Here is a 23,419-nt window from a genome sequence, read left to right as displayed (position 1 = left end):
CTTGTTCCTTATTTGGGTTCAATAGTAATAATTTCGCCGCTGTATTCAGCCATTGCAACATTGCAAATTCCAACAGGGCTAATCAGTAATAATAATTTTTTTAAATGGCGTGAAATCGGGCGAACATCATCAATTAAGCGAACTAATTCGTTATAAGTTTCTTTGGTTAAGCCCAATTCAGGCACTTCAATTTGTAAACTAAATTCGCCGTTTTTCATTGGCTCAGTTGCATTAAACCACTCGGTTAATTCAACCAAATAACCAATCGGCTCAACCACTCGTTTAACGGCTGCAATCGTGCCTTTTTGTTTGTGGATCTGAAAAGAGCGTTTTATATGATTGCGTTTTACGGCTTCACTCCAGTTTTCATCCCACTTGTCCACAGAAAATGCCCACGCTAAATAAGGTAGAAATTCAAGGGGGCATTTGTCAGGGTTGATTAAATCCGCAATCACAATCGGATTTTGCAACGCAAGATGTAAACATTGGGACGCATTTTTTTCAAATGTGCTTGATCCAACTGGTAATAGTGAAATGCTTTTTTTAATATCAATAGTCATTTGAAATCGCCGTATCAATGGTTATATTGGTGCAGTAACCCGCTTGATTTGGGGTTAAAATTAAATCTGTGCTTGGTGTGTTTAAAACGACACGTTGCACCCCTTCAACCTGCAAGGTAGCATAAATACCAGAAAGGCTAATATCACGCCCCATTCTGCGTCGTTCTTTGACGAATTGTTGTAAGCTGTTGATGGCTTGATTTTTCACAATTTCGCTATCCGGAGAGCGGTACAGATAAATAGTGGCTTGAATTTGATAAGCCACAATCTCTGCACTTTTAACAATCACTCTATCGCCAATCGGTCGCACGTTATCATCATTTAACGCTAAATTAACCGCCGTTAAAATTTCACTGCTTGCCGTGCCATTTCCTTCTGTTGATAGAATTGACACCACGACTTCGGCTGGGTTGGGCGATTGCACGCTGACATCGGCGACTTGATGATGAGCGGATAAGGCGTGAAACACATAAGAGGCACGCGGACCCGCAACACTCATTCCTTCAAATGCCAGTTGAATTCGTAATCTAAAATCAGTATCGCTTTCTAAGACTTGTTGAATAGGGGGCGAGACACTGTCATCAGCTTGTACAATCACTTTGCGTTGTACGTTAAAATTGCCTCCAATCACATCTAAATCTGCACCAGTGGCATAAGCAAGCATTGTAGCTTTGGCTGCGTTGTTAATGCGTGCAATTTCTAGCATTTGAAGATAGGCATTTTCTTCTAATAATTTTGTAACAGGATCACTTTCAAATTGTAATCTATTACGCCAATAGGCTTGCTCATCTTGCTTAAAAAGTGCGATAAAATGTTCTTTTCGCTCTGCGAATAAGGTTTCAAAATCTAGCTCTTCAAGAACGTTGGGGGCAGGTAATTTGGATAAATCAACTAATCTACTCATACTAATCTCATTTTGGTATCAAGTTTGGTGTTATCGCTTTTCATTGTGGCTTCAATTTCGGCGGTAATCATTGGCTCTGCCATATCCTGATTAAAAGTGACTAAAAATCGTGTCACTTCAATACGGTGTTCCCATTTTTTCAACGCCATTACACACGCCGCACTGATTTGTAATGCCAATGCGTGTGAGATAGGGCGGTCAATTAGTTGATATAAGTGACTACCATAATCGCGACGCATGACACGCGTGCCGACAGCCGTCAATAAAATATCTTGGATTGATTGCTTAATGTGGGCTTTTTCATTATCTAAATATTCGCCTGTTTGTTTATTCATTGTTTATCCTTTAACTCGGTGGTGCGGTGTTTGCCCCGCCTGCTGGGTCTGTCCAGGAATAAGCGTGAGTATGTCCTTTTCCTGAAATTCCACTTGAAAGATGATCCGTTGCGGTTGAAATACCATCAACGGTTAAATTACCTTTAATCCTCACATCTCCAGTACAAACAAAATTAGGTGTATCAGCCACAATACTTTCGCTTGCTTGTACATAAGCTGTTTGTATTCCGGTCATTGTTAAGCGGTGCGTTTTATGGTTATATTTACAAATTGCACCGTCAGGAAATTCAATCAGGTGTTCATCGCCGTTTGAACTGGGGGCATTGCTGGCATAAATTCCATAGAGAACCACGCCCATTGTCATTTCGCCACTCGCTGAAAGCACGATACATTGTTCGCCAACCGTTGGAGGCGACCAACTTTTTGTTGTGCCAGCCCTGAAATTTAGCCACGGCAACCAATCCGTTAAAACCTCGCCTGATTGCACGCGTACCAATGCTTTTTTCAAATCTACTTTGGCGATTGTGCCAAATCGGACAATGTGTTCTATTCGCCGTGCGTTGTCAGTGTTATTTGCCATTTTGTAAAAGCGGTTTAAATAAAATGATTTTTGATGATATGGGGAGAATTTGAAAGAAGGTTAGATTGTGGTTTTGAGGATAACAATAAGGAGAAATTATAAGGGCGTAAAAAATCGATTACGCCCTTATTTATTTTTATTTAGTTATCAAACAAACTACTTCTCGCCCTTGCTTGCGCTTGTCGTTGTGCTTTTTCAAGCTCTTTGGCAACAATTCTGGCAATTTGTTGAGCGTCTTGCTCTGGGCTTGTGTTGATCGTAATCGTGATATTTTGGTTTACCGGTGCAACGGTTTGGGCTTTTGGTTTACTCGCAGAAATCAACGGGCGGTTATCCACTTTGACATTGAGCGGTTTAACCATTTGCACCTGTGGTTGTGCCATTGCCACCGAACCGGCAAGGGTTGCCATTGCACCGATTTTCCCATAGTTCAAGCGATTTAAGCTGGCAATGCCTAAGCGTTGGGTTGCCTCTTTGGTCATCACATATTCGCCACCGTGTACAATGCCTTTCGGTTCGTATTTGCCACCTGCACCGACAAAACCACCTGACCATTTATTTAATAATGATTTTCCTTTTTTAACAGTATCTTGTACGGTTGGCTTGATATAACTACCATAACCATATTGATACACTGGTTGTTTTGTCCCTATATTGTACATTCCCGTATGTTTAGCTACTTTATTCACGGCTTTTTGTTGTGCTTTAACTGTGATAGCAGTTTCTTTATCATCACCAAATAATTTATCCCACGCTTTACTTATTCCTAGCTTTTCATCAATCCAACTTCCAATATTTCCAATTGCTTTGATCGTGCTTTTTATACCATCGACTAATCCATCTATTATTTTCTTACCACACTCTGTGAGTGATTCGGGAATATCAATACCTAAATATTTTAATACGTTACTAAAAATTTTATGAAATAATCCCAAAGGTGAAAAATCAATGATAGTTTTAGTTATATTTTTAATGCCACTATTAAAGAAATTTTTAATTTTTATCCATACATCATTAGTAAATTTGGTTACTTTATCCCAATTTTTATAAAGTAAATATATTGCACCAATTAAAAGCATTATTCCTGCAACATACCAAGTAATCGGATTTGCAAGTAAGGCAATACCAAAACGAGAAAGAGCAGGTATCACACTTAAAAATGATTTTCCTAATGATACAACCCCTAAACCCAATCTTGCAATCGGATAAATTGCAAAACTTAGTACCATAGATAAGCCACCAATCGCAGTTAAAAGACTGCCAGAAATTGCCGACCATTTCACAAAACTTGCAATCAATCCTTTATTTTCTCTTGCAAATTTTGCAATAAATTTGACCGCTTCAAATACCTTTTGACCAAATTCAAATAAGCCTTGTGCGACTTCTTTAATTACAACACCTACATCTTCTGCCCATTTTTGTAATTCACCATTTTGAGCCATTTTATCAATACTATCTAATACGCCTTTTAATTTTTCCTTAATCCAATCAAATGCCCCCGTCTGCATAACCATTTGTTGAAAGCGTACCCATTGATCTTGCAAGTTTGACCAAATCCCTGTGATGGTTTTAGATTGCTTTTCCATTGCGTCGGAATATTTTGCATTCCAAATTTTCATTAAAGTTTTTTCAATTTCTTTACGGTTATTTTTATTGACCTTTGCCATTTGTTGCTTACCGTTTTTGTCGGTGTAAGCATATTCAATAATATTTGTGCCTTTAATCGCACTGGCTTTTATCCCAAATTCTTTTAAGCGTTCATTTTCACCTGTTACTGCATCAGCGATTGCTTCAACCGCTTGCATTATCGGTTTACCCATTGCTGATGATGTATCGCCCAATGTGGTTAATAGTCCATTTGTTGGATCCATTCCATAAGCACGCAAGCGGACAAATGCCTCAGTAACTTCGGCTAATTCATAAGGCGTTTTTGTGGCAAAGTTGCTGATCCAATCTAGGCTTTTTTGTGCTTTCGTTGAGTTTCCTTCTGTTGTTTCTAATACGGCTTTAAACTGTTCAAATTGTGCGGCAGTTTGTGTCATAGACGCAACGCCTCGTCCAATTCCAATCGTTGGGGCAAGAATAGCCGCACCACTTATCATTGAGCGTTGCCCCAAATTGTGCAACCGTTCACTGCTTTGTTTCATATTTTCTACATTTGCACGATACTGGCGTTGTCGTGCTTTAGCTTTATTTAATTTATCGAATGCCTTTTGCTGTTTTTCAATTTCTTTATTTGCTACTCTCATCTTATTAGCTAAGATAATTTCATTTGTTCCTAATCGTTTTGTATCAATACCACTTTTTTTAAGTTGTTTTCTTAATGCTCTAAATTGCAATAATTGTTTTGCTTTTTCAGTTCTTGATATTTTTAAAATTCTTTCTTCATCTTTCCAACGCTTATTTGTTGAACTAATAGATGAAGTTATCTTTTCATAATCTTTGTCTAATTTAGATAATTCATGTCTAAGTCTAAGAATTGCGGGAACATTATTTCTATTTTCATTAAATTTTAATTCTCGTGAAAGTTCTTTTTGCTTTGTTTTAATATCTATTTTTTGTGATTTTAAACCATCAAGTTTATGGCGATATTTACTTACGCTATCTGTTACTTTTTTTATGGTTTCTGCTTGTTTTTGTAATCCTTCTGTCATTTTTTTCATAGACTGAATTTGTTTCTGCTGTTTCTCAAACCCTCTAAATGCTAGCTTACTTTCGTTCAGCAATTTATTGGTTTTATTTATTTGCTTTTGTGCATTTTTAAATGGAGCGGATAATTTATCCATTGCTTCAAGTACAACTTGTAGTTTTAAATTATTCATTTTTTATTTCCTTTATTATTGCAATTTTTTTTATTTAGCGTAATAATCTCAAAAAAAGGAGGCGTTATGTTGGAACAAATATCAAATATTAGTAGTGTTGAAGAATTTATTACTTTCATTGTTGTTGTATTCTTAATTAGTATGCCTTTTCTCTTAATGCTTGGTTGCTTAAGTTATGTTTTATTATTTGCTTTAACTGTATTAAAATTTATTATCTATGTTATTGCGATAACCCTTTATTTTCCTACTGCTATGCTTTATTTAATTTTTACTCACAAACATTTAAGTGAAGAATATCCTATAAATTTAAATTTTGATGACTGGTTTTCTACAGTCTAACCACTCAACACCCTTAAAATCTCTTCTTCCACCATTTGCAAATCATTATCGCTGAATCCTAGCAGTTCACGTTGATCATATTTGTGTTTTATGCCTTTTTTCTTATCCACCACACCCACTTTTCCAAATTGATGTCGGCTTGCAATAAAAGCGTTCTGTCCTGAATATCCCACTTCCACACCACTTGATTTGGCTGTCTGTTTCATAAATCTTGCAAGACGTAATTTTTTAAACATTGCCGCCCTTTTGATTTTGCCTTTTTTAGTTTTTACTCGTTTTTTACGTTGTACAAACGCCGTACCGTCAGGGTTTTGTTGGCGTTGAATGCGTAAGCGGTTAGATTGTGCCAACTTTTTACCAATTTCACGAGCCAGAGCTTTGCGTTGCGGTGGGGCAATGCTTTTGAGTAGGGCGTCAAAGCGTGCGGTTATTTGGTCTGCTTGGGTTAAGTCGCTCATTGTTTATCATTGCTATCAAATAATTTATCGTTTTTGGTGCGGTCATCTTCATTCTGTACATAAATCCGAATGCGTTCCATTTCTATCCAATCAATCGGCTTCGGCTCTTCAGCGTGGGTGATTTGGTAGGCGCTATCTTTCACGCTGACAATCACACGCTCTGAAAGTGGAATGCTGATTGATATATCAAAAGTTTCATTGTTATTTGGATCAATCTCAAACTTAATACTGTCTTGTTGGGCGGTGTTGTGTAACAGTTCACTTTGTTCCACCTTGATAAATTCCTGAATTGCTAAAAAAATCAGATCAGGGGAGTCAGGAAACTCGGTCACGATAATCTCTAAATCATAATGATATTGCCAGCTTAAACTTGTCGCCCCTGTGCTTTTAATGTGTCCGTTAGCGTAGAACAATTGCAAGGTGTCAGGGTTTTGTCTGAAATATTTAATCCGTTTAGTGAGTAGCTTTCGCAATCGGTCAGGCTTAAACATTATTTTCTCCAGTGTTGGCTTTTTTGTTCAAAAATTTCTTGGCAATTCACACAACGTGTCACGCCTAAAATGGCTTTTCTTCGCTTTTCAGGAATGGCTTCATCACAATCTTCACAAAATCCCAATGAACAAGCGGTCGTTTTTTGTTGCGTTTTTGCAAGAGCAGTTTTATTTAATATTTCCTGTAATTCTTGAGCTTTATCAATCGGATCACTCATTGTTGTTCCTTACTTTTTAAATTTTCATTGTATTGAGTAATACAATTTTCCATTGCTTCAATTTTTACTACGCAAAAACTCAAATTATTCATCAGCGTTTCAACACCGATTGCCAAGTCTTTATTTGTCTGAAATGAAAGTAGCGGCATCCGACACACTGGCGTGGTTGGGCAAAGTATCGGCATTTGTTGGGCTTGGTTGATCTCGGTAATCGTTGTTTTTGGTGTTGAGCAAGCGACCAACATTGTTAGGGATAACCCCATTGCTCCAATTCTGATTAGCTTTTTCATTTAATGCCCCTAAGAGTTTTTTATTCTGTTTTTCTTGTTGATTTAAACGTTTGAGAATTTTCTTTGATAAATCTCGGTTGAGTTCTTGATAGCGTTCAATTTGCTTGATATTTTCTGCATTGAGCTGTTTTAAGTTCTGATTTGCACTGGCAAAATAATCGGCTTTTTGTTGGGCGACGGCAGTTTCAGCTTGGTGTCGTTTTACTGATACTTTCAAGGTTTTTATATACACCATTTGGGCAATTAAGATCACGAATACACCAATTTTTAATAAAGTTGCAATATGACGTAATCCCATTAGTTACCCCCTAAGCATAAGGCTTTTTCTTTGGCTCGGCGTTTTACTAATCCCTTTAATTTTTGACCACCTGCATATACCCATCTTGGAAACTGATTACACATTTGTGGTGAATAGCCTTGTTTTGCCATTCTGAAAAGGGTAGATTTTCGCATTGCACCACAACCGATATTAAAAGTAATAGAAACCAGTGCATCATAAGCCCCTTGTGGTTGGGTGTTGCCGTGGGCGTATTTTTCCACACACTCTTGAGCAATTAATAAATCCTCTTTCCAACGCTCTGCAATTTCTTCATTTGTGTAGATTTTATTGCGTTGAATTTTGCTTCCGCCTGCTTCGGTTGAACCAATACCAACGGTTAAAACATCTGCGGGGCAAGTGTAGGGTTTGGCTCTGCACCCTTCGGCATTGCCAATCAATTCAAGCCCTTGCTGACTGACTTTAATTTCAGGATATTGTTGTTTCACAATGCCAATAATTGCCATTACTGAGCAAACAACAGCACCGGCGACTTTAATTTTTTTCATCAAGGATCTCCTTTATTTGTTCAATCTGTTGCTTTTTCATCTGTTCCATTTTTATTTCAAACTCTTTTTCTTTTAATTCGAATTCTTTTTGCTTCCGGATATCTTCTCTGCGTTTGTAGTGGTTGTTGATTAGGAATGTACCAAAACCAAATAAAATCCCAAAAATGGCACTCCATTCACTTAAGCTTAAACCACTCAATGCGGCGATTATTGCTCCAAAATAAGAAAGGGGAGCGGTTGTTCTATCTGCCATAACTTAATCCTTTGTTTAACTCCATAGCTGTATTGTTTGTTTTGTGGGTTGTTTAACCTTAACAGTTGGTAAAATCACTTTCTGCCCAGCTTGTAATAAAATCTGATTGGCTAATTTCGGATTTAATTCAAGGCATTGCTCAACTAAGCCTTGTTGATCGCCAAAATAGCGATAAACCACTAAATCCAAGGTGTCATTTTGATTAGCTGTGACGGTTCGCATTAAATTAACTCCGCAATAATTCGGATTTCCCCTAAAATATCTTTGATGGCATATTGTGCGTCACGGCGTAATTCGTCCACGCTTTGATTGAGCAATTCGCTTTTATTTTCACCGTCTCGGGTTAAATCGTAGCTTGAATAACGCTCATATAAATTTGCCACCGCATAGCAATACACCGCACGCAAATAGCGTTGTTCAAGCACGCTTTGACCATTAATCACTTCATCATCAGCTTCGGCTAATGTGGCGATATTGTCCGCTTGGCATTGCTTACGGAAATCTTTTAAATCTTGGTTTACTGTTGCCATTGCCTCCACAAGAGCCATAAGCAAACGTTGATGGGTAACCGTGCCATCTATTCGCATTGAATTTCTTGCGTGAGCAAGGGAAATATCAGGGAAAAATCGGTTATTTGTGATGATGTGATCCGCTTGCGTGTCTGTTTTATCGGTGCTTTGGTACTGTTCCTCAAACGGCACAGAAATAACTTGGTTCATTTGAAATCCTTAAAAAAATAGCGGGGTGGGGAAATCGTTAGAGATAATAAAATTATTCTTAGACTTCCGCCCCGCTTGGCTTCGAGGAATGCTCGGTTATTGGGTATCGGCGTTTTCAAGCTGTTTGCGTAGCTTTTTAATTTCGCCTTTTACACCAATGTTATTATTCAGTTGCAATGCTTTTTCTAATGTTGCCAACGCTTGTTGCGGATTGCTGTGAGCTTGTTCGATGCCCAATTCACGCAATAATCTCGCACGGCTTTCATCGAAAATATCGCAATCTTGGGTTAAACGTTGCACTTGCTCCAAATAGCTCACTTCAAAACGCTGATTAATGCTGTGTTGTGCCTTTGCTTTATCGGCAAATTCTTCCGCAAGCATTGTGGGAACGGTTCGCTTAAAGCCACTTGGTAACACTAAGTCTTGATGAATGGCATAGTCAGCGATCTGTAAAGCGAGATGAAACTCATCACAGTCAATCGCCCACACTTGCCACGTCATTAAAACGTTGTCTTGTTTACCACTTCCCCCTTTTAACGCCCCTTCAATCCACGGCAGAAACTCAGGTAAAATTTTCTTTTTCATTTCAGCCCGCTGTTCACGGGACTGAATATTGCTGAGTTCTTTTTTGTAGCGTGCGAGTAGGTAAAGCATTTTTTCATACTCGGTGGCGTTTTCTAAAGGGGCATTTTCTTGAGCGTGGGCTTTTTCAGCACTGACTTTAAGAAAATGGGCTTTGGTTGATCGCATTGTTAACCTTCAATCGTAATTTCCGCACGGGCTTTGTCTTCATCAACTAAATGAATATTTTCAATGAGTGCCACTGCTTTGTAATTTTCAACAACATAAGCCTCGTTTGATGACATAAAGTCTTCATAGCGGTTTGCTTCTGCGTGTTCTTTCCACAAACGTCGCATTTTGCCGTCTTGATAATAAATAGAAAGGTTATCAAGTGACGTAATCAAAATGGTTTTTTTAGGGAAATATGGCACGGTTACCGCAGGTAATCCACCGACACGTTTTTGGCTGATAATCGTATCGCCTGCTAGTTTTTCTGTTGCAGTTGGGTCGTTTTGTAGTGGGAAATATTTATCTGTGAGTAAATCACGGCTCATAATTGCCACAAGATTTGTTTCATCTTGAAACTCTTCTGCAATTAAATCAGACGTTGCCGCATAAACTAATCCATCAAGGGTTTTGTATTCTGCAGTATTTTTATCGCCTTTATTGACATTCACAATGATTTTGCCATCTTTGGTTTTGTCTTGAGTTAAAACACTTTCAGCAGCATTTTCACGGATAAGTTGCAACCAGCCTTTGTTAACATCTTGCAGTAATGGATTTGAAGTGCGGTTAGTCGTTTTAGCTGCTTGTGTACCGTTCCAACCAATCATAATACGGTCAAGGGCGATACGTTTTGCTTTTAAATCGCCAATACGTTTGCCAAAATCAGGGAATTTTGCCCAAGTATCAAGCTGAGCAAAAGAAATAAAGGTGTCAAAATTGGTTTGGAAACATTCATAGTCTTGTTGCTCCATTCCCATGATATTTTCAGGCACACGCACCGCACTGCCCACCGATGTATCAGTTCGGCTTGCGATCGTACTTGCCACGCCTAAGCGTAATGTTTCGCCTTTTAATTCCGTTACTGGAACAATATTGATACGTTTTAGAAAATCAGATTTTAATAATACTTCTTTTTCTAGTTTTTGTTGGACTGATGGATCAATGCTATAAGATAAGCCACTTAACACACGGCTACAATCCACTTTATTATGTTTTGCTGTGTCTTCTGCATATTGCATTAATTTTTGTTCTGTTGTTGCGTTTAATTGCATAGTTGGTTTTCCTTATAAAATGATTTCTGTTGCTTTTTCGCCTGTTACCGTTGGACGCGTAAATTCCTGCTCTGGCTCTTGGCGTAATTGATTAAAGGTATTTTGTAGCTTTTCATAAGCGGTTTGATTTTTTGTAAATTTTGCAGAAATTTCCGCATTTTCAGCTTTCAAACTTGCCAATTCTTCCGCCTGTTCATCAATTTTTTTACCTAAAAGCTCAATCGCTTGTTGATGATCTGCAAAAACTTGATTGTCGGTTTTTTCTTTTTTCGCAAATAAACTTTTCAGCTTATCCAAAACCTTAAATTCTTCCTTTTCTTCTGCAAATTCAAACACCGTTTCAATTGCTTCACTAAATACATTTTCAGGATTTTGCTTGCGGTTATTAAGTGGGTTATCTTTTGCACCGCTTGCAAATGCCAACATTTCAGTCCCTAAACTTGCAGGGCTATCTGTTACGGCTAAACCGACTAAATAAGCCTTGCCTGAATCAGCAAAATTTGGATCAATTTCAACAGAAGTGTAGATTTTCTGACGTGCTTTGTTTAATTTGATAAGGTCATCGGTTGGGTCAATTTGTGCCAGTAATTGCAATTTACCGTCTTCATTTTCTGCAGTTTTTAAAGCGGTAACATCACCATAACTTTTTGCGTGTGGTTCATTTTCACGATAAAGCCACGTTTTAATATGCTCAAGGTTAATTCTTGCCCCATAAGTTTTAGGGTCATAACTTTCAGCCATCTGCTCAATCCAAGAGCGGTTGATTGTGCGTCCGTCTGTGGTTGCCCCCTCTGTTGCAACAACAAACCATTTTTGTGTTTTTTTCGGCATTGCGTTTTCCTGTTTCAGTAACATAAATTGAATTCTGCTAAATCTTGCCAATGTTATTTACTTTGTTCTATCCCTTTGAATTGTGAAAAATAATTTTACAAATCAATTAAATATAAATAGCGATATGCCTTTTCTACACTTTCATCACAAATGAAACGTTAGGAAACTTAATGAAACGCTATGGAACTTTCTGAAACTGAAAAAGAACTAGAAACTACAGAGAAAAAACGCAAAGCCCAAGTGATGTTTTTTGCTGGCTACAAAATTTCAGAAATCGCAAAACAGTTGGATTTGCCTTATAACACGGTGGCAAGTTGGAAAAAGCGAGAAAACTGGGAAGATAAAGCACCTGTTGGGCGTGTGGAAATGGCGATTGAAAATCGCCTTTGTTTATTGATCTTAAAAGAAAATAAAACAGGGGGCGATTTTAAAGAAATTGATTTATTACGCCGTCAAATGGAAGGTGTCGCCAGAATTAAAAAATATTCTTATGGCGAAGGCAATGAAACGGACTTGAACCCTAAACTAAAACGCCGTAATCAAAATATTGAAAATCGCAAAACCGGTGATAAAAACCCGATTTCAGAAGAACAAAAAATGCTGTTAATCACTGAATTTGATAAGACGATGTTTGATTATCAAAAAATGTGGTACACGGCTGGGCTGACTAATCGCATTCGCACCATTTTGAAATCACGCCAAATCGGTGCGACTTATTATTTTGCCCACGAGGCATTTGTGGACGCACTCAAAACAGGGCGAAACCAAATCTTTTTATCGGCGAGTAAAAAGCAAGCATTGATGTTCCGTTCTTATATTACCGCTTATGCAAGACGTGTGGCAGATGTGGAGCTGAAAGGCGAAACCATTTTATTACCCAATGGGGCAGAGCTGTATTTTTTAGGGACGAACTCAGCCACAGCCCAAAGTTATCATGGCAATTTATATTTTGATGAAATCTTTTGGGTGCCTAAATTTGATGAAATACAAACGGTGGCAAGTGCAATGGCATCTCAAAAACAATTTCGTCAAACTTACTTTTCAACACCATCAACAAAAGCCCACCCTGCCTATGCGTTTTGGAGTGGTAAAGAGTTTAATCAAGGACGAGCCAAAGCGGATCGCGTTAATATCAATATTTCACACGAACATTTAATGCACGGTAAATTATGTCCTGATCGCAAATGGCGACAAATTGTGAATATCTATGACGCAGAGCGAGGAGGCTGTGATTTATTTAATATTGAAGATTTGAAATTTGAAAACTCAGAAGAAAAATTCAATCAGCTGTTTATGTGTGAATTTGCTGATGATAATTTGAGTGTATTTAAATTTGCTGATTTAGAAAAATGTCAAACAGATTCGCTTATGGAATGGGCAGATTATAAACCTTTTGAAGGTTATGCTCGTCCATTTGGCAATCGTGAAGTGTGGCTAGGTTACGATCCTGCTTTTACTGGCGACCGTGCAGCACTGGCGTTAATTGCACCGCCGAAAGTGGAAGGGGGCGAATATCGTGTATTACACACCCAAACCTATCATTCAGAAGATTACGAACAACAAGCCAAACATATTAAGCACTATTGTGAAAGCTACAACATTACTCGCATTACCATTGACGCAACAGGAATGGGAACAGGGGTTTATCAAGAAGTGCTTAAATTCCGCCCTGACGCAGTCGGTTTATCTTATAACCCTGAATTGAAAAATGAAATGGTGTTGAAGGCTCGCAACTTAATTCAAAAACGCCGTTTAAAGTTTGATGATAACAAAATCGTCACTAGCTTTATGACTATCAAACGCCAACCGACCCGCAGTGGCACGAAGATGACCTATGTGTCTGACCGCTCGGAAGACGCGAGTCACGGCGATATTGCTTGGGCAATTATGCACGCCCTTTTAAATGTACCGTTTGGCGAAACGGCAACATCAAACCGTGTCACAATTTCTACTTACTAACAGGATCGACAATGAAAAAATCTAAAAAATTTGCAAAAAATCATAAAAAAACCACCGCTTCGGAAAGTATACAAGCCTTTTCTTTTAGCTTGGGCGATCCAACCCCAATGCTTGATCGTGCGGATATTCTCAATTATTTTGAGAGCGTGTTAATGCACGATAAATACTATGAACCGCCGATTAGTTTTAACAGCTTGGCCAAATTGCGAGGGGCGTCCACTCATCACGAAAGTGCTATTGACGTTAAGAAAAATATTTTACTCAGCACCATTAAAACCACCGACCTTTTAAGCTACACCCAACTTGAAAAATTTGTGCAGGACTTTCTATTTTTTGGCAATGCTTATTTGCAAGTGCAACGTAATAAATTAGGCGAACCATTGAAAGTGACTGCACCGCTTGCGAAATATGTGCGTGTGGGCGTGGAGCAAGGGAAATATTATCAAGTAGTGAATGGCGTTGATGATTATGAATTTCCTGATGATAGTATTTTCCATTTGTATCAACCGGACTTAAATCAAGAAGTTTACGGAATACCGTCTTATTTGGGTGCGTTACAATCCCTATTACTCAACGAAAGTGCAACATTGTTCAGACGAAAATATTATGTGAATGGGGCTCACGCAGGATCAATTATTTATGTGAATGACGCAGGTATCGGCAAAGATGAAGGGGAGCAAATCAAAGAGCAGTTACAACAAGCGAAAGGAAAAGGAAATTTTAAAAATCTATTCGTTCACGCCCCAGCAGGAAAGGACGGCGGAATTAAAGTGATTCCATTATCTGACGCCGTCGGCAAAGATGAATTTTTAAATATAAAGAACACGAGCCGAGATGATATTTTAGCCGCCCACCGAGTTCCACCACAACTAATGGGAATAATCCCAACCAACACTGGGGGATTTGGGGACGTGGAAAAAGCTGCGAAAGTATTTTTTATCAACGAGATAAAACTACTACAACGCCGACTAAAAGAAATCAACACTTGGCTAGGACGAGAAGTGATTTCTTTTGAGGAATATGAGTTGTTAGAAAGCAAAGACGATAAGAAAAAATAAACAGATCCTTATAGACAAAAATACAGTGCGACAACGTGCTGTATTTTTTTATATTCAAAATAAATAGACTGCAAAAACCAATCCAAAAAGAACTGCTTGCCTTTGCCTGTTTAAATAATAATATCCTGCCATTGTATTATACCAAATCCCAAAATAATCCAACCCAATAAATTAAATTTTTGCCCAAATTTTAACCCTTTCCACACCGCACAAAACGCAGTCATTCCCTCGCCACGCCTGCCCACTAAAACGATCTCTTATTACGCAAAAATAAAAGCTAGATCTTCCCTTGCTAGATATAGCCTTGTTTAGATCTTTTTATTGCAAAAAAATCACGCAAAATTATGCAAATTCTGCATTATTTTGCAAGGTAGATCTTCATATACAAAAAAGACCGCAAAAAGCGGTCATAATCACATTAAAATTGACCAATTAAATTCTATTTCCTAGCTCTTTTTGTGAGGCAACGGCTAAGAAATGGCTTCTATCTCGGTATATATCAGAATGCGTGACTTTACTATCAATTCTATCAATTAAATATTGTGGCAATGTGATATTTAAGCGTTTTTTATTGCCAAAATAGGCGGTTAAATCAATATCAATTAATAACCAAGTATCACAATAATCATAATCTTCTAAGGTTTTATAAAATCTGAACCCTTTATCTTTAATTGACAAAATATCAAATTCTTCATCAATCATTAATTCAAGCATTGTATGAATGGCGTCTGTTACTTGTGGGATAATCTCTCCTTCACTATCCGCCGCACTAAAACAACTATATTCATCATTACAAAGTGCTGGCACAACCATTCCAAACGCTGTATTTTCATCTTGTGGTGTTTCAACACCGATTGTAAATAGCATATAACCTCCGCTTTAAGCTCGGCAGAGCTATAAAAGCCCTGCCGATTTTTTGATTGATCTTAAAGTACCGATTGGAATATCTTTAACAGGATGCGTAATTGGAAATTTTTTACCTGTCTTTGGACTATACCAAATATGGTGATCTCCTTTTCCACTCCTGATTTGATAACAACCGATAGCTTTAAGCTCTTTGATTAAGTCTCTTGAGTGCATGCTTCCTCCTTGTCTTAATCAATAATTATTATACACACGCATACACATAAATCAATGATTTTATCAGATTATTTTTAAACAGATTGCCCCCTAATCCAACAATCTACCATATCCGCCCATTTCTGCATCATCTCCCGTCGTTGTTCTGCATACTCCGCTTTATTATAAACCGCCCTCACCCCCTTCTGCTCGTGGGCTAATGCCTTCTCAATCCAATCAGAATTAAAGCCTTTTTCGTGGAGCAGAGTAGAGGCGGTTCGCCTTAAATCGTGAATAGTAAAGTGATCAATCTCCATACCCTTATCCTGCATAATTTTCACCGTTTCACTCACAACCCGATTTAAAGAACTCAAAGAAACCGGCTTGAATAAAGAAGTACGAGAAGGGATCACAAATTCTGACTCTTCACTATAAATTTTAAACGCCGTCAAAAGTTCCAGCGCCTGACGCGATAAATAAACATTGTGCGAACGTCTTGCCTTCATACGCTCAGCGGGAATTGTCCAAATATTCTTATTAAAATCAAACTCATCCCATTTTGCAGAGACTAACTCGCCCTTTCTAACCATCGTATAAAGAATGAACAAAATGCCTTTTCTAAGCGTAAAATAACGCTCAGTATTATTCAGCTCATTGAAAAATAAATGAATTTCCCTAGGCGTTAAAACTCGTTCCCTTGGCTTAAAGGTCGCAATCGAAGAATTTGCCACCTTCTCAGCAGGATTACCAAATTCAGCCCCTTTTGAAATAGCAAACTTATACACCAAATTAAAAAAATCTCTCACAAAAATAGCCGTAGAAGGTGCACCGCGATCACGAATAATCTCACAATGATTTCGAATATTAATCGCCTTAATCTCAGTCATCAACTTATTACCAAAATAAGGCTTAATCTCACGTTCAAATGTCGCCCGTCTCAACTGTCTTGTACTTTCCGCAAGCTCAACCTCTTTCAAATATTTCTCAGCAAAAAAACCGAAATTCCCGCAACCGCTAAGGCTGAATTTTTTCTGCCTTTTCTCATTAGCCGGCGAAATTCCCTCACTTACCAATTTTCTCGCCATCATCAATTTCTCACGAGCCTCACTCAAACTGATCCCATCAGCCCCAAATCGCCCAATTGTTAAAGTTTCCCGCCTTTTATTAATAATATAGTCATAACGAAAAGAAATGGTCCCCTTCTTAGACACGAAAACATAAAGCCCATCACGATCAGCGACTTTATAGGCTTTTTCTTTGGGTTTAAGCGATTTAAGTTTAGAATTACTCAGCATTTTAGCTCCAAATAAATACCGTTTGTTTTATAACGGTATTTTCTAAAAAATTAACGGTATAGAAAAATAATACCGCAGATTATACCGACAAAAAATTGAAATACAATGAAATGCGATGAAACGCCCTGAAATGATAAAAGCCTTATAATTAAGGCTTTTATACTATTTTTGAAATGTCCTGAAACAATATGAAACAGTAAAATATCACTCCCACTCAATCGTTGCAGGTGGTTTTCCACTTACATCATAAACGACACGAGAAATGCCTTCAACTTCGTTGATAATGCGGTTCGATACTTTACCTAGTAAGTCATAAGGTAAATGAGCCCAATGTGCAGTCATAAAGTCGATGGTTTCAACGGCACGCAGTGACACAACCCAGTCGTATTTACGTCCATCACCCATTACGCCAACGGATTTCACAGGTAAAAATACGGTAAAGGCTTGGCTGACTTTGTAGTACCAATCGGCGTTGTGTAGTTCTTCGATAAAAATAGCGTCTGCTTTGCGGAGTAAGTCGCAATATTCTTTTCTCACTTCGCCTAAAACACGTACGCCTAAGCCCGGTCCCGGGAATGGGTGACGGTTAAGCATTTCAGCAGGTAAGCCTAAGGCTAAGCCGATTTTACGCACTTCGTCTTTAAACAATTCACGCAATGGTTCAACTAAACCAAGTTTCATATAATCAGGTAATCCGCCAACATTGTGGTGGGATTTGATTACGTGAGCTTTGCCAGTTTTACTTGCCGCAGATTCGATTACGTCAGGGTAAATTGTACCTTGTGCTAACCATTTTACGTTATTGTGTTTATGGGATTCTTCATCAAACACTTCCACGAATACATTACCGATAATTTTGCGTTTTGCTTCTGGCTCATCAACACCCGCAAGGCGATCTAGGAAACGTTGTTCCGCGTCAACTTTGATGATGTTTAATCCGAATTTATCGCCAAACATTTCCATTACTTGATCAGCTTCGTTTAAGCGTAATAATCCGTTATCCACGAAAACACAGTGTAATTTTTTACCGATAGCACGGTGTAGTAATAATGCGACTACCGATGAATCGACACCACCAGATAAGCCTAAAATCACTTCATCATCGCCCACTTGTGCTTTAATGCGAGCAACAGCGTCTTCAATGATATTTTCTGGTGTCCACTTGGTTTCACAGCCACAAATATTAACCACAAAATTAGTTAATAAACCTAAACCTTGTTTAGTGTGGGTCACTTCTGGGTGGAACTGTACACCGTAGAATTGACGGTTTTCATCTGACATTGACGCAATCGGACAAGTAGGGGTTAAGCCTGTTACTTGGAAACCTTGTGGTAATTTGGTTACTTTATCACCGTGACTCATCCACACATCTAATTGTGGATTTGAAGCGGTCAAATTATCATTTAATTTTGCAAATAATTGATCTTGTCCTTTTAATTCTACTTGTGCGTAACCAAATTCACGATGATCTGAACCTTCGGTTAAGCCACCAAGTTGCATTGCCATTGTTTGCATTCCGTAGCAGATACCTAGCACTGGTACGCCAGCATTGAATACATATTCAGGGGCACGTGGGCTACCTTGTTCTGTGGTGCTTTCAGGTCCACCCGAAAGAATAATTCCTGTTGGGTTAAATTCACGAATTTGTTCTTCGGTAACGTCCCAAGCCCAAAGCTCACAATAAACCCCAATCTCACGCACACGACGTGCGATAAGTTGAGTATATTGCGAACCGAAATCTAAAATTAAAATTTTATGGTTGTGTATGTTGTTCATTTTGTTCTCTTTTTAGAATAACGACAGGGAATGCCCTGTCGCTACGTTATGTAAACAATAAATAGGATATTGTAGAGACAAGGCATGCCTTGTCGTTTTTATTTATTAAAAATCAATGCGTTGCAAATTTAATACAAAATTTAACCGCTTAATTTTCTAAAAATACTAGCCCAAACGGTAGTTCGGTGCTTCTTTGGTAATACTCACATCGTGGACGTGGCTTTCTTTAATACCTGCACCGCTAATGCGTACAAATTCTGCTTTGGTGCGTAACTCTTCGATTGTTGCACAACCCGTTAAGCCCATACAAGAACGTAAACCGCCCATTTGTTGGTGGATAATTTCTTTTAAATAGCCTTTGTAAGGAATGCGTCCTTCGATACCTTCTGGTACTAATTTATCGGCAGCATTATCTGATTGGAAGTAGCGATCCGATGAGCCTTTTGACATTGCACCAAGCGATCCCATTCCACGATAAGATTTGAATGAGCGTCCTTGATATAATTCGATCTCACCTGGTGCTTCTTCTGTTCCCGCAAACATTGAACCTACCATTACGCAAGATGCACCTGCTGCGATCGCTTTTGCGATATCGCCTGAGAAACGGATACCACCGTCGGCAATCACAGGGATTCCACGATCTTTTAATGCTTCTGCGGCTTCTGAAATCGCGGTAATTTGTGGCACGCCTACACCTGTTACGATACGAGTGGTACAAATTGAACCTGGACCAATTCCTACTTTCACCGCACTTGCACCCGCATCTGCTAAGGCAATCGCACCGCTTGCTGTGGCAACGTTACCTGCAACGATTGGTAAATCAGGGTATTTTGCACGGGTTTCACGCACACGCTGTAATACGCCTTCTGAGTGACCGTGACTACTGTCGATAAGAAGAATATCTACGCCTGCGTCAACTAATGCTTGAATGCGTTCTTCATTGCCTTCACCAGCTCCAACCGCAGCGCCGACACGTAAACGTCCAAATTCATCTTTACACGCATTTGGTTTTTGTTCGGCTTTTTGGAAATCTTTAACGGTGATCATTCCTTTTAATTTGAAATTATCATCAACCACAAGCACTTTTTCAATACGGTTGTCGTGCATTAGTTTTAAAATTTCAGAGCGTTCAGCGTTTTCTTTAATGGTAATTAGCTTTTCTTTTGGTGTCATCATTTCTGACACTTTTTTGGTTAAATCTGACACAAAACGTGTATCTCGCCCAGTAATGATACCAACAAGATCATTATTGCTATCAACCACAGGAAAACTCGCAAATTTATTTCTTTTCACGATTTCAGCAAGTTCTGCAAGGGTAATATCAGGTGAAACGGTTGTTGGATCTTTCACAATACCGCTTTCAAATTTTTTCACAATTCGTACTCGTTGAGCTTGGCGTTCGATAGACATATTTTTATGAATAAATCCAATGCCGCCTTCTTGTGCAAGAGAAATTGCTAATTTTGCTTCGGTTACGGTATCCATTGCAGCTGAAAGCATTGGGATATTTAAACGAATATCTTTGGTAAGTTGGGTTGAGAGGTTAGCTGTATTTGGTAATACAGTTGAATGAGCAGGGACGAGTAATACATCGTCAAAAGTTAATGCTTCTTGTTTGATTCTTAGCATTGCAAAAATTCCTTAAATAAAAGTAGTAGAAACGTTTGCGGGGGGATTATACAGGCAATTTAGCGTATTGAGAAGAGCATTGGGTGAATTTAATTGTAGTTGCTTAAAATATGATTGTTGGGATCAATTTAGAATCAAATAGTTGCTTTCGTGATTCTTATTGTATTCAGTTTTTATTTTTTTTATAATCGCAACGTTCTCATTGGGGTGCGTGCAAGCGGTGATATTTTTTTACCTTTTTGCAAAAGCTGAGAAATACCCATAGAACCTGATCTGAGTAATATCAGCGTAGGGATTTGAGGCAGTTCAATTTAAAAATTCTGTTTTAAATCCTTCTATTTTTATTTTTTAGAAGGAAATCATATGAAAATTCGTCCATTATTTATTTTTTCAACACTTGCATTTTCAACAATCGCATCAGCAGAAGTGCCGACGTTAACGGTCTATACTTATGATTCATTCACCGCCGAATGGGGGCCAGCACCTTTACTAAAACCACTTTTTGAAAAAGAGTGTGGTTGTAATTTGAAATTTATGCCGTTTCAAGACGCTATTACAATGTTTAATCGTGTGCGATTGGAGGGTAAAAAAACAAAGGCGGATATTGTTTTAGGCTTGGATAATTTCACTTTGCCAGAGGCAAAACAATCTAATTTATTTACACCTTATCAATTAGATTTAGTGGAGTTAAATTTACCTTATCAATGGCAAGATAACACTTTTTATCCCTATGATTTCGGTGAATTTGCGTTTATTTATAATAGTAAAAAATTACAAAAGCCGCCAAAAAGTTTGCAAGAATTAGTTGAACGTGAAGACCTAAAAATTATTTATCAAGATCCAAGAACCAGTACGGTGGGTCAAGGTTTGTTGATGTGGATCAACAAGGTTTATAAAGATAAAGCAGTTTCAGCGTGGCAAAGCCTAGCAAAGCATACCGTAACCATTGGCAAAGGTTGGTCAGAAACCTATGGAGCGTTTTTGAAAGGTGAGTCTGATATGGTGTTGAGTTATAGCACGTCACCTCTTTATCATCAATGGTATGAAAAAAATGATGATTATAAAGCTGTTAGTTTTGCAGAGGGACACCTTTCGCAAATTGAAGTGGCGGCTATTTTAAAATCAAGTAAGCATAAAGAATTAGCCCGTCAATTTTTAGCTTTTTTACATAAAAAAGAGCCACAAAAAATTATTGCGACGCATAATATTATGAAGCCAGTAATCGCTGAAAATATTGATCCTGCGTTAAATAATTTACCAAAATATAAGGTATTAGAGATGCAATCCCCAGATAAAAATACCCTCAGAAAATGGCAGTTTGAATGGCAAAAAGCAGTTAGTCAGTGATGTTGATTCAAAAACTTGAACATTATTTTGGGCAAGCGGTCAAATTTGTAACTGATTTTGCAAATCAGACAGCTTGTTCTTCCATTATTGAACTTGAAAATGGCGAGCGTTACGTCGTTCATCAACAAAGTGAACGAGCCAAGCGTTTAGGCATAAATTATCAACTTGAATTGCAAATTTTAATAAAAATATCACCGCTTCATTTTATGCCCAAAGTGGTTTTTCACAATGAAGATTATCTGATTTTAAGCTATATTCAAGGCTCGCCACCACAACGCTATAATGCTATTTTATTGAAAAAATTAGCAGAAATGATCGCAAAATTACATCTGTTTGATGTTCAAGAAGCGGTCATTTTTATCTCAGAATTTGCAAAAATTGATCCGAAGTTGGATATTATCGAACGTTGCTATTTTTTAAATCAGCAGTTGAGTGACAGCAATCAGTTTGCCGTAGAATTATCCTTATTAAAACCGATTCAGCCTTTTACACAGTGTATTTGCCATCACGATTTACATTTAGGCAATGTTATCCAAAATGAAGATCGGGTGTTTTTAATTGACTGGGAATATGCGGCAATCTCCGATCCTGCTTTAGAAATAGCGTTATTTTTCAAGCATAATGATTTAACGGATGAGCAGAAAAGATTTTTTCTAAGCCACTATTTCCGCCTGACTCAATTTGATCAAAGAGCGTTTGAAAAAAAGATAGCAGAGTATGATCCTGCTATCTCGTTGTTAAATAAATTGTGGTATGAATTGAGTTAAAAGTTGGTTTGATTTCTTAGGGTGAGATAACATTTAAAGTTTATATAAATCAATAAGTTACATCTATTAAGGTGGGGGGTGATTAGCAAACTTGTTTGCGTATATCCGCCCGTGCGTTAATCAAAATTTAGCGGGAGGATATTCCATTCGCTTTGCTCATTCAATCCTCCCCTACAATGTGATAATTGCTATCAATTTTTAAAAATAAATAGATAAAAAATTACAATTTTCTTACGTGATTTATCCTGCTGATTTTCTGCAAATCATATCAAAAATAAAAGTCGGTAAAATGCGTTTTAGTCCCCAAAATAGCTTGGTTGGAAGCGTTACCATATAACGTGCTTTGGGTTTCTTCGCATTTAAAATTTTCAAACAGACTTCGGCACATGCACTTGGTGGCAATGCAAACGGATTTTTATTTTCTTTGGTATTAAAATACGTCAGATTTTTTTGGTAAGTTTGCTGATGAATTGAACCGCTTATATCCATTTTTTCAAACTCTTTGGCACTGTTAGAACGAAAGTTGCTTTGAATAGGACCCGGTTCGATGAGGCTAACCGAAATATTCGACCCTGCTAGCTCTAAGCGTAAGGTATCCGCCATTGCTTCAACGGCGAATTTAGTGCTGTTATACGCCCCACGAAATGGCATTGCCGCAAAGCCTAAAATACTGCTTGTAACAATGATTTTACCGTGATTTTGCTGACGGAAAATTTTTAACGCATAATTCATCACTTCCCAAACACCGAATACGTTGGTTTCAAAAATGCCTTGTAAATCCTTGCGAGAAACATCTTCGACCATACTTGGCAAGCCGTAACCCGCATTACAAAATACGGCGTCTAGTCCGCCTTTTTGTTTAATTTCTTCAAAGGCCTGCTTGATTTGTGTTGAATCATTCACATCAAGCAATAAACACTCAAAGCCTTCTTGTTGTAAACGAAGCACATCGTCTTGTTTGCGACAGCTTGCAAGCACTCGCCAACCTTGTTGTTTCAGAAGTTTGGCGGTTTCATAGCCGATACCAGACGAACAGCCTGTGATTAAAATCGTTTTATTTTGCATA

27 protein-coding genes and 1 riboswitch are annotated in these 23,419 nt (G+C 38.1%); of the genes, 5 read left to right on the top strand and 22 right to left on the bottom strand.

What is annotated here, in order from left to right; all coding sequences use genetic code 11:
* Window positions 1-8: 8 nt before the first annotated feature.
* The 5 genes from DYE60_RS05185 to DYE60_RS05165 form a co-directional block, all read right to left on the bottom strand.
* Entirely contained in the window at window positions 9-560 is a 552-nt protein-coding gene (locus tag DYE60_RS05185; protein ID WP_115315572.1) for a phage tail protein I, read from the bottom strand.
* Window positions 550-1,464, bottom strand: a complete 915-nt coding sequence (locus tag DYE60_RS05180; RefSeq protein WP_115315571.1) for a baseplate assembly protein — start codon at window positions 1,462-1,464, stop codon at window positions 550-552. Before DYE60_RS05180 ends, DYE60_RS05185 begins: the two co-directional genes overlap by 11 nt.
* Window positions 1,461-1,799 carry a GPW/gp25 family protein gene (locus DYE60_RS05175; protein ID WP_115315570.1) on the bottom strand — a complete coding sequence of 113 codons (339 nt, stop codon included), beginning with the start codon at window positions 1,797-1,799 and terminating at the stop codon, window positions 1,461-1,463. Before DYE60_RS05175 ends, DYE60_RS05180 begins: the two co-directional genes overlap by 4 nt.
* Before the next feature lie 10 nt (window positions 1,800-1,809).
* A complete protein-coding gene (locus tag DYE60_RS05170; protein WP_115315569.1) occupies window positions 1,810-2,379 on the bottom strand; it encodes a phage baseplate assembly protein V in 570 nt (189 codons plus the stop codon).
* Window positions 2,380-2,519: 140 nt separating this feature from the next.
* Entirely contained in the window at window positions 2,520-5,201 is a 2,682-nt protein-coding gene (locus DYE60_RS05165; protein ID WP_115315568.1) for a tape measure protein, read from the bottom strand.
* 66 nt (window positions 5,202-5,267) lie between these two features.
* On the opposite strand from DYE60_RS05165, the gene DYE60_RS05160 reads away from it, so the two are divergent.
* Window positions 5,268-5,540, top strand: coding sequence for a hypothetical protein (locus tag DYE60_RS05160; RefSeq protein WP_115315567.1), 273 nt, complete (start codon window positions 5,268-5,270; stop codon window positions 5,538-5,540).
* Here DYE60_RS05160 and DYE60_RS05155 read toward each other — a convergent pair.
* The 11 genes from DYE60_RS05155 to DYE60_RS05105 form a co-directional block, all read right to left on the bottom strand.
* The gene (locus tag DYE60_RS05155; protein ID WP_115315566.1) at window positions 5,537-5,998 is read right to left on the bottom strand and encodes a phage virion morphogenesis protein; all 462 of its coding nucleotides are present in this window, start codon (window positions 5,996-5,998) and stop codon (window positions 5,537-5,539) included. The two genes, DYE60_RS05160 and DYE60_RS05155, sit on opposite strands and share 4 nt — an antisense overlap.
* Window positions 5,995-6,489 carry a phage tail protein gene (locus tag DYE60_RS05150; RefSeq protein ID WP_115315565.1) on the bottom strand — a complete coding sequence of 165 codons (495 nt, stop codon included), beginning with the start codon at window positions 6,487-6,489 and terminating at the stop codon, window positions 5,995-5,997. The genes DYE60_RS05155 and DYE60_RS05150 overlap by 4 nt, the downstream gene beginning before the upstream one ends.
* The gene (locus tag DYE60_RS05145) at window positions 6,489-6,707 is read right to left on the bottom strand and encodes a TraR/DksA family transcriptional regulator (RefSeq protein ID WP_115315564.1); all 219 of its coding nucleotides are present in this window, start codon (window positions 6,705-6,707) and stop codon (window positions 6,489-6,491) included. Before DYE60_RS05145 ends, DYE60_RS05150 begins: the two co-directional genes overlap by 1 nt.
* The gene (gene lysC, locus DYE60_RS10430; RefSeq protein WP_424450100.1) at window positions 6,704-6,952 is read right to left on the bottom strand and encodes an Rz1-like lysis system protein LysC; all 249 of its coding nucleotides are present in this window, start codon (window positions 6,950-6,952) and stop codon (window positions 6,704-6,706) included. Before lysC ends, DYE60_RS05145 begins: the two co-directional genes overlap by 4 nt.
* A gap of 342 nt (window positions 6,953-7,294) precedes the next feature.
* Window positions 7,295-7,822, bottom strand: a complete 528-nt coding sequence (locus DYE60_RS05135) for a lysozyme (protein WP_115315562.1) — start codon at window positions 7,820-7,822, stop codon at window positions 7,295-7,297.
* Window positions 7,809-8,075: an HP1 family phage holin gene (locus tag DYE60_RS05130; RefSeq protein WP_115315561.1), complete on the bottom strand. Its 267-nt coding sequence runs from the start codon at window positions 8,073-8,075 to the stop codon at window positions 7,809-7,811. The genes DYE60_RS05135 and DYE60_RS05130 overlap by 14 nt, the downstream gene beginning before the upstream one ends.
* 15 nt (window positions 8,076-8,090) lie before the next feature.
* Window positions 8,091-8,297 (bottom strand): tail protein X, encoded by a 207-nt coding sequence (locus DYE60_RS05125; protein ID WP_115315560.1) that lies wholly within the window; start codon window positions 8,295-8,297, stop codon window positions 8,091-8,093.
* Complete coding sequence (locus DYE60_RS05120) at window positions 8,297-8,794, bottom strand: head completion/stabilization protein (RefSeq protein ID WP_115315559.1); 498 nt, start codon at window positions 8,792-8,794, stop codon at window positions 8,297-8,299. Before DYE60_RS05120 ends, DYE60_RS05125 begins: the two co-directional genes overlap by 1 nt.
* A 96-nt stretch (window positions 8,795-8,890) precedes the next feature.
* Window positions 8,891-9,544 (bottom strand): phage terminase small subunit, encoded by a 654-nt coding sequence (gene gpM, locus DYE60_RS05115; RefSeq protein WP_115315558.1) that lies wholly within the window; start codon window positions 9,542-9,544, stop codon window positions 8,891-8,893.
* A 2-nt stretch (window positions 9,545-9,546) separates the two neighbouring features.
* A complete protein-coding gene (locus tag DYE60_RS05110; protein ID WP_245942682.1) occupies window positions 9,547-10,632 on the bottom strand; it encodes a phage major capsid protein, P2 family in 1,086 nt (361 codons plus the stop codon).
* A 12-nt stretch (window positions 10,633-10,644) separates the two neighbouring features.
* On the bottom strand, window positions 10,645-11,463 hold the full coding sequence (locus tag DYE60_RS05105; protein WP_115315557.1) for a GPO family capsid scaffolding protein: 819 nt from the start codon (window positions 11,461-11,463) through the stop codon (window positions 10,645-10,647).
* Window positions 11,464-11,643: 180 nt separating this feature from the next.
* Here DYE60_RS05105 and DYE60_RS05100 point away from each other — a divergent pair, with 180 nt between their 5' ends.
* Window positions 11,644-13,422: a terminase large subunit domain-containing protein gene (locus DYE60_RS05100; protein ID WP_115315556.1), complete on the top strand. Its 1,779-nt coding sequence runs from the start codon at window positions 11,644-11,646 to the stop codon at window positions 13,420-13,422.
* 11 nt (window positions 13,423-13,433) lie between these two features.
* On the top strand, window positions 13,434-14,480 hold the full coding sequence (locus DYE60_RS05095; RefSeq protein WP_115315555.1) for a phage portal protein: 1,047 nt from the start codon (window positions 13,434-13,436) through the stop codon (window positions 14,478-14,480).
* Between the two features lie 432 nt (window positions 14,481-14,912).
* On the opposite strand, the gene DYE60_RS05090 is transcribed toward DYE60_RS05095, so the two are convergent.
* From DYE60_RS05090 to guaB, 5 genes are all read right to left on the bottom strand, one after another.
* Window positions 14,913-15,347 (bottom strand): type II toxin-antitoxin system HicB family antitoxin, encoded by a 435-nt coding sequence (locus DYE60_RS05090; protein ID WP_115315554.1) that lies wholly within the window; start codon window positions 15,345-15,347, stop codon window positions 14,913-14,915.
* A 27-nt stretch (window positions 15,348-15,374) separates the two neighbouring features.
* The gene (locus DYE60_RS05085; protein WP_115315553.1) at window positions 15,375-15,560 is read right to left on the bottom strand and encodes a type II toxin-antitoxin system HicA family toxin; all 186 of its coding nucleotides are present in this window, start codon (window positions 15,558-15,560) and stop codon (window positions 15,375-15,377) included.
* Between the two features lie 74 nt (window positions 15,561-15,634).
* Complete coding sequence (locus DYE60_RS05080) at window positions 15,635-16,834, bottom strand: tyrosine-type recombinase/integrase (RefSeq protein WP_115315552.1); 1,200 nt, start codon at window positions 16,832-16,834, stop codon at window positions 15,635-15,637.
* 204 nt (window positions 16,835-17,038) lie between these two features.
* The gene (gene guaA, locus DYE60_RS05075) at window positions 17,039-18,610 is read right to left on the bottom strand and encodes a glutamine-hydrolyzing GMP synthase (RefSeq protein WP_115315551.1); all 1,572 of its coding nucleotides are present in this window, start codon (window positions 18,608-18,610) and stop codon (window positions 17,039-17,041) included.
* 165 nt (window positions 18,611-18,775) lie between these two features.
* Window positions 18,776-20,239 (bottom strand): IMP dehydrogenase, encoded by a 1,464-nt coding sequence (gene guaB, locus DYE60_RS05070; RefSeq protein WP_115315550.1) that lies wholly within the window; start codon window positions 20,237-20,239, stop codon window positions 18,776-18,778.
* 193 nt (window positions 20,240-20,432) lie between these two features.
* Window positions 20,433-20,552: riboswitch (TPP riboswitch) on the top strand.
* A 50-nt stretch (window positions 20,553-20,602) separates the two neighbouring features.
* Here guaB and thiB point away from each other — a divergent pair.
* The gene (gene thiB, locus DYE60_RS05065) at window positions 20,603-21,586 is read left to right on the top strand and encodes a thiamine ABC transporter substrate binding subunit (protein ID WP_115315549.1); all 984 of its coding nucleotides are present in this window, start codon (window positions 20,603-20,605) and stop codon (window positions 21,584-21,586) included.
* On the top strand, window positions 21,586-22,353 hold the full coding sequence (locus DYE60_RS05060) for a phosphotransferase (protein WP_115315548.1): 768 nt from the start codon (window positions 21,586-21,588) through the stop codon (window positions 22,351-22,353). Before thiB ends, DYE60_RS05060 begins: the two co-directional genes overlap by 1 nt.
* A gap of 240 nt (window positions 22,354-22,593) precedes the next feature.
* Here DYE60_RS05060 and DYE60_RS05055 read toward each other — a convergent pair whose 3' ends face one another.
* Entirely contained in the window at window positions 22,594-23,418 is an 825-nt protein-coding gene (locus DYE60_RS05055; RefSeq protein WP_115315547.1) for an SDR family NAD(P)-dependent oxidoreductase, read from the bottom strand.
* Between the last annotated feature and the right edge of the window lies 1 nt (window position 23,419).

The sequence above is a fragment of the Phocoenobacter uteri genome, from assembly GCF_900454895.1.
GTDB classification, from domain to species: domain Bacteria; phylum Pseudomonadota; class Gammaproteobacteria; order Enterobacterales; family Pasteurellaceae; genus Phocoenobacter; species Phocoenobacter uteri.
The sequence above is the reverse complement of the archived record's forward strand: the minus strand, read 5'-3'. Positions and strand labels throughout refer to the sequence as shown.

What these genes read in the sequence shown, in the direction of transcription:
- DYE60_RS05110 (WP_245942682.1), bottom strand. Translation starts at nt 10,632, where the DNA reads ATGCAATTAAACGCAACAACAGAACAAAAATTAATGCAATATGCAGAA.
- DYE60_RS05080 (WP_115315552.1), bottom strand. Translation starts at nt 16,834, where the DNA reads ATGCTGAGTAATTCTAAACTTAAATCGCTTAAACCCAAAGAAAAAGCC.
- DYE60_RS05170 (WP_115315569.1), bottom strand. Translation starts at nt 2,379, where the DNA reads ATGGCAAATAACACTGACAACGCACGGCGAATAGAACACATTGTCCGA.
- DYE60_RS05160 (WP_115315567.1), top strand. Translation starts at nt 5,268, where the DNA reads ATGTTGGAACAAATATCAAATATTAGTAGTGTTGAAGAATTTATTACT.
- DYE60_RS05055 (WP_115315547.1), bottom strand. Translation starts at nt 23,418, where the DNA reads ATGCAAAATAAAACGATTTTAATCACAGGCTGTTCGTCTGGTATCGGC.
- DYE60_RS05125 (WP_115315560.1), bottom strand. Translation starts at nt 8,297, where the DNA reads ATGCGAACCGTCACAGCTAATCAAAATGACACCTTGGATTTAGTGGTT.
- DYE60_RS05120 (WP_115315559.1), bottom strand. Translation starts at nt 8,794, where the DNA reads ATGAACCAAGTTATTTCTGTGCCGTTTGAGGAACAGTACCAAAGCACC.
- gpM (WP_115315558.1), bottom strand. Translation starts at nt 9,544, where the DNA reads ATGCGATCAACCAAAGCCCATTTTCTTAAAGTCAGTGCTGAAAAAGCC.
- DYE60_RS05105 (WP_115315557.1), bottom strand. Translation starts at nt 11,463, where the DNA reads ATGCCGAAAAAAACACAAAAATGGTTTGTTGTTGCAACAGAGGGGGCA.
- DYE60_RS05060 (WP_115315548.1), top strand. Translation starts at nt 21,586, where the DNA reads ATGTTGATTCAAAAACTTGAACATTATTTTGGGCAAGCGGTCAAATTT.
- DYE60_RS05185 (WP_115315572.1), bottom strand. Translation starts at nt 560, where the DNA reads ATGACTATTGATATTAAAAAAAGCATTTCACTATTACCAGTTGGATCA.
- DYE60_RS05090 (WP_115315554.1), bottom strand. Translation starts at nt 15,347, where the DNA reads ATGCTATTTACAATCGGTGTTGAAACACCACAAGATGAAAATACAGCG.
- guaA (WP_115315551.1), bottom strand. Translation starts at nt 18,610, where the DNA reads ATGAACAACATACACAACCATAAAATTTTAATTTTAGATTTCGGTTCG.
- DYE60_RS05150 (WP_115315565.1), bottom strand. Translation starts at nt 6,489, where the DNA reads ATGTTTAAGCCTGACCGATTGCGAAAGCTACTCACTAAACGGATTAAA.
- DYE60_RS05165 (WP_115315568.1), bottom strand. Translation starts at nt 5,201, where the DNA reads ATGAATAATTTAAAACTACAAGTTGTACTTGAAGCAATGGATAAATTA.
- DYE60_RS05135 (WP_115315562.1), bottom strand. Translation starts at nt 7,822, where the DNA reads ATGAAAAAAATTAAAGTCGCCGGTGCTGTTGTTTGCTCAGTAATGGCA.
- DYE60_RS05175 (WP_115315570.1), bottom strand. Translation starts at nt 1,799, where the DNA reads ATGAATAAACAAACAGGCGAATATTTAGATAATGAAAAAGCCCACATT.
- DYE60_RS05100 (WP_115315556.1), top strand. Translation starts at nt 11,644, where the DNA reads ATGGAACTTTCTGAAACTGAAAAAGAACTAGAAACTACAGAGAAAAAA.
- DYE60_RS05085 (WP_115315553.1), bottom strand. Translation starts at nt 15,560, where the DNA reads ATGCACTCAAGAGACTTAATCAAAGAGCTTAAAGCTATCGGTTGTTAT.
- thiB (WP_115315549.1), top strand. Translation starts at nt 20,603, where the DNA reads ATGAAAATTCGTCCATTATTTATTTTTTCAACACTTGCATTTTCAACA.
- DYE60_RS05155 (WP_115315566.1), bottom strand. Translation starts at nt 5,998, where the DNA reads ATGAGCGACTTAACCCAAGCAGACCAAATAACCGCACGCTTTGACGCC.
- DYE60_RS05130 (WP_115315561.1), bottom strand. Translation starts at nt 8,075, where the DNA reads ATGGCAGATAGAACAACCGCTCCCCTTTCTTATTTTGGAGCAATAATC.
- DYE60_RS05095 (WP_115315555.1), top strand. Translation starts at nt 13,434, where the DNA reads ATGAAAAAATCTAAAAAATTTGCAAAAAATCATAAAAAAACCACCGCT.
- DYE60_RS05145 (WP_115315564.1), bottom strand. Translation starts at nt 6,707, where the DNA reads ATGAGTGATCCGATTGATAAAGCTCAAGAATTACAGGAAATATTAAAT.
- guaB (WP_115315550.1), bottom strand. Translation starts at nt 20,239, where the DNA reads ATGCTAAGAATCAAACAAGAAGCATTAACTTTTGACGATGTATTACTC.
- lysC (WP_424450100.1), bottom strand. Translation starts at nt 6,952, where the DNA reads ATGTTGGTCGCTTGCTCAACACCAAAAACAACGATTACCGAGATCAAC.
- DYE60_RS05180 (WP_115315571.1), bottom strand. Translation starts at nt 1,464, where the DNA reads ATGAGTAGATTAGTTGATTTATCCAAATTACCTGCCCCCAACGTTCTT.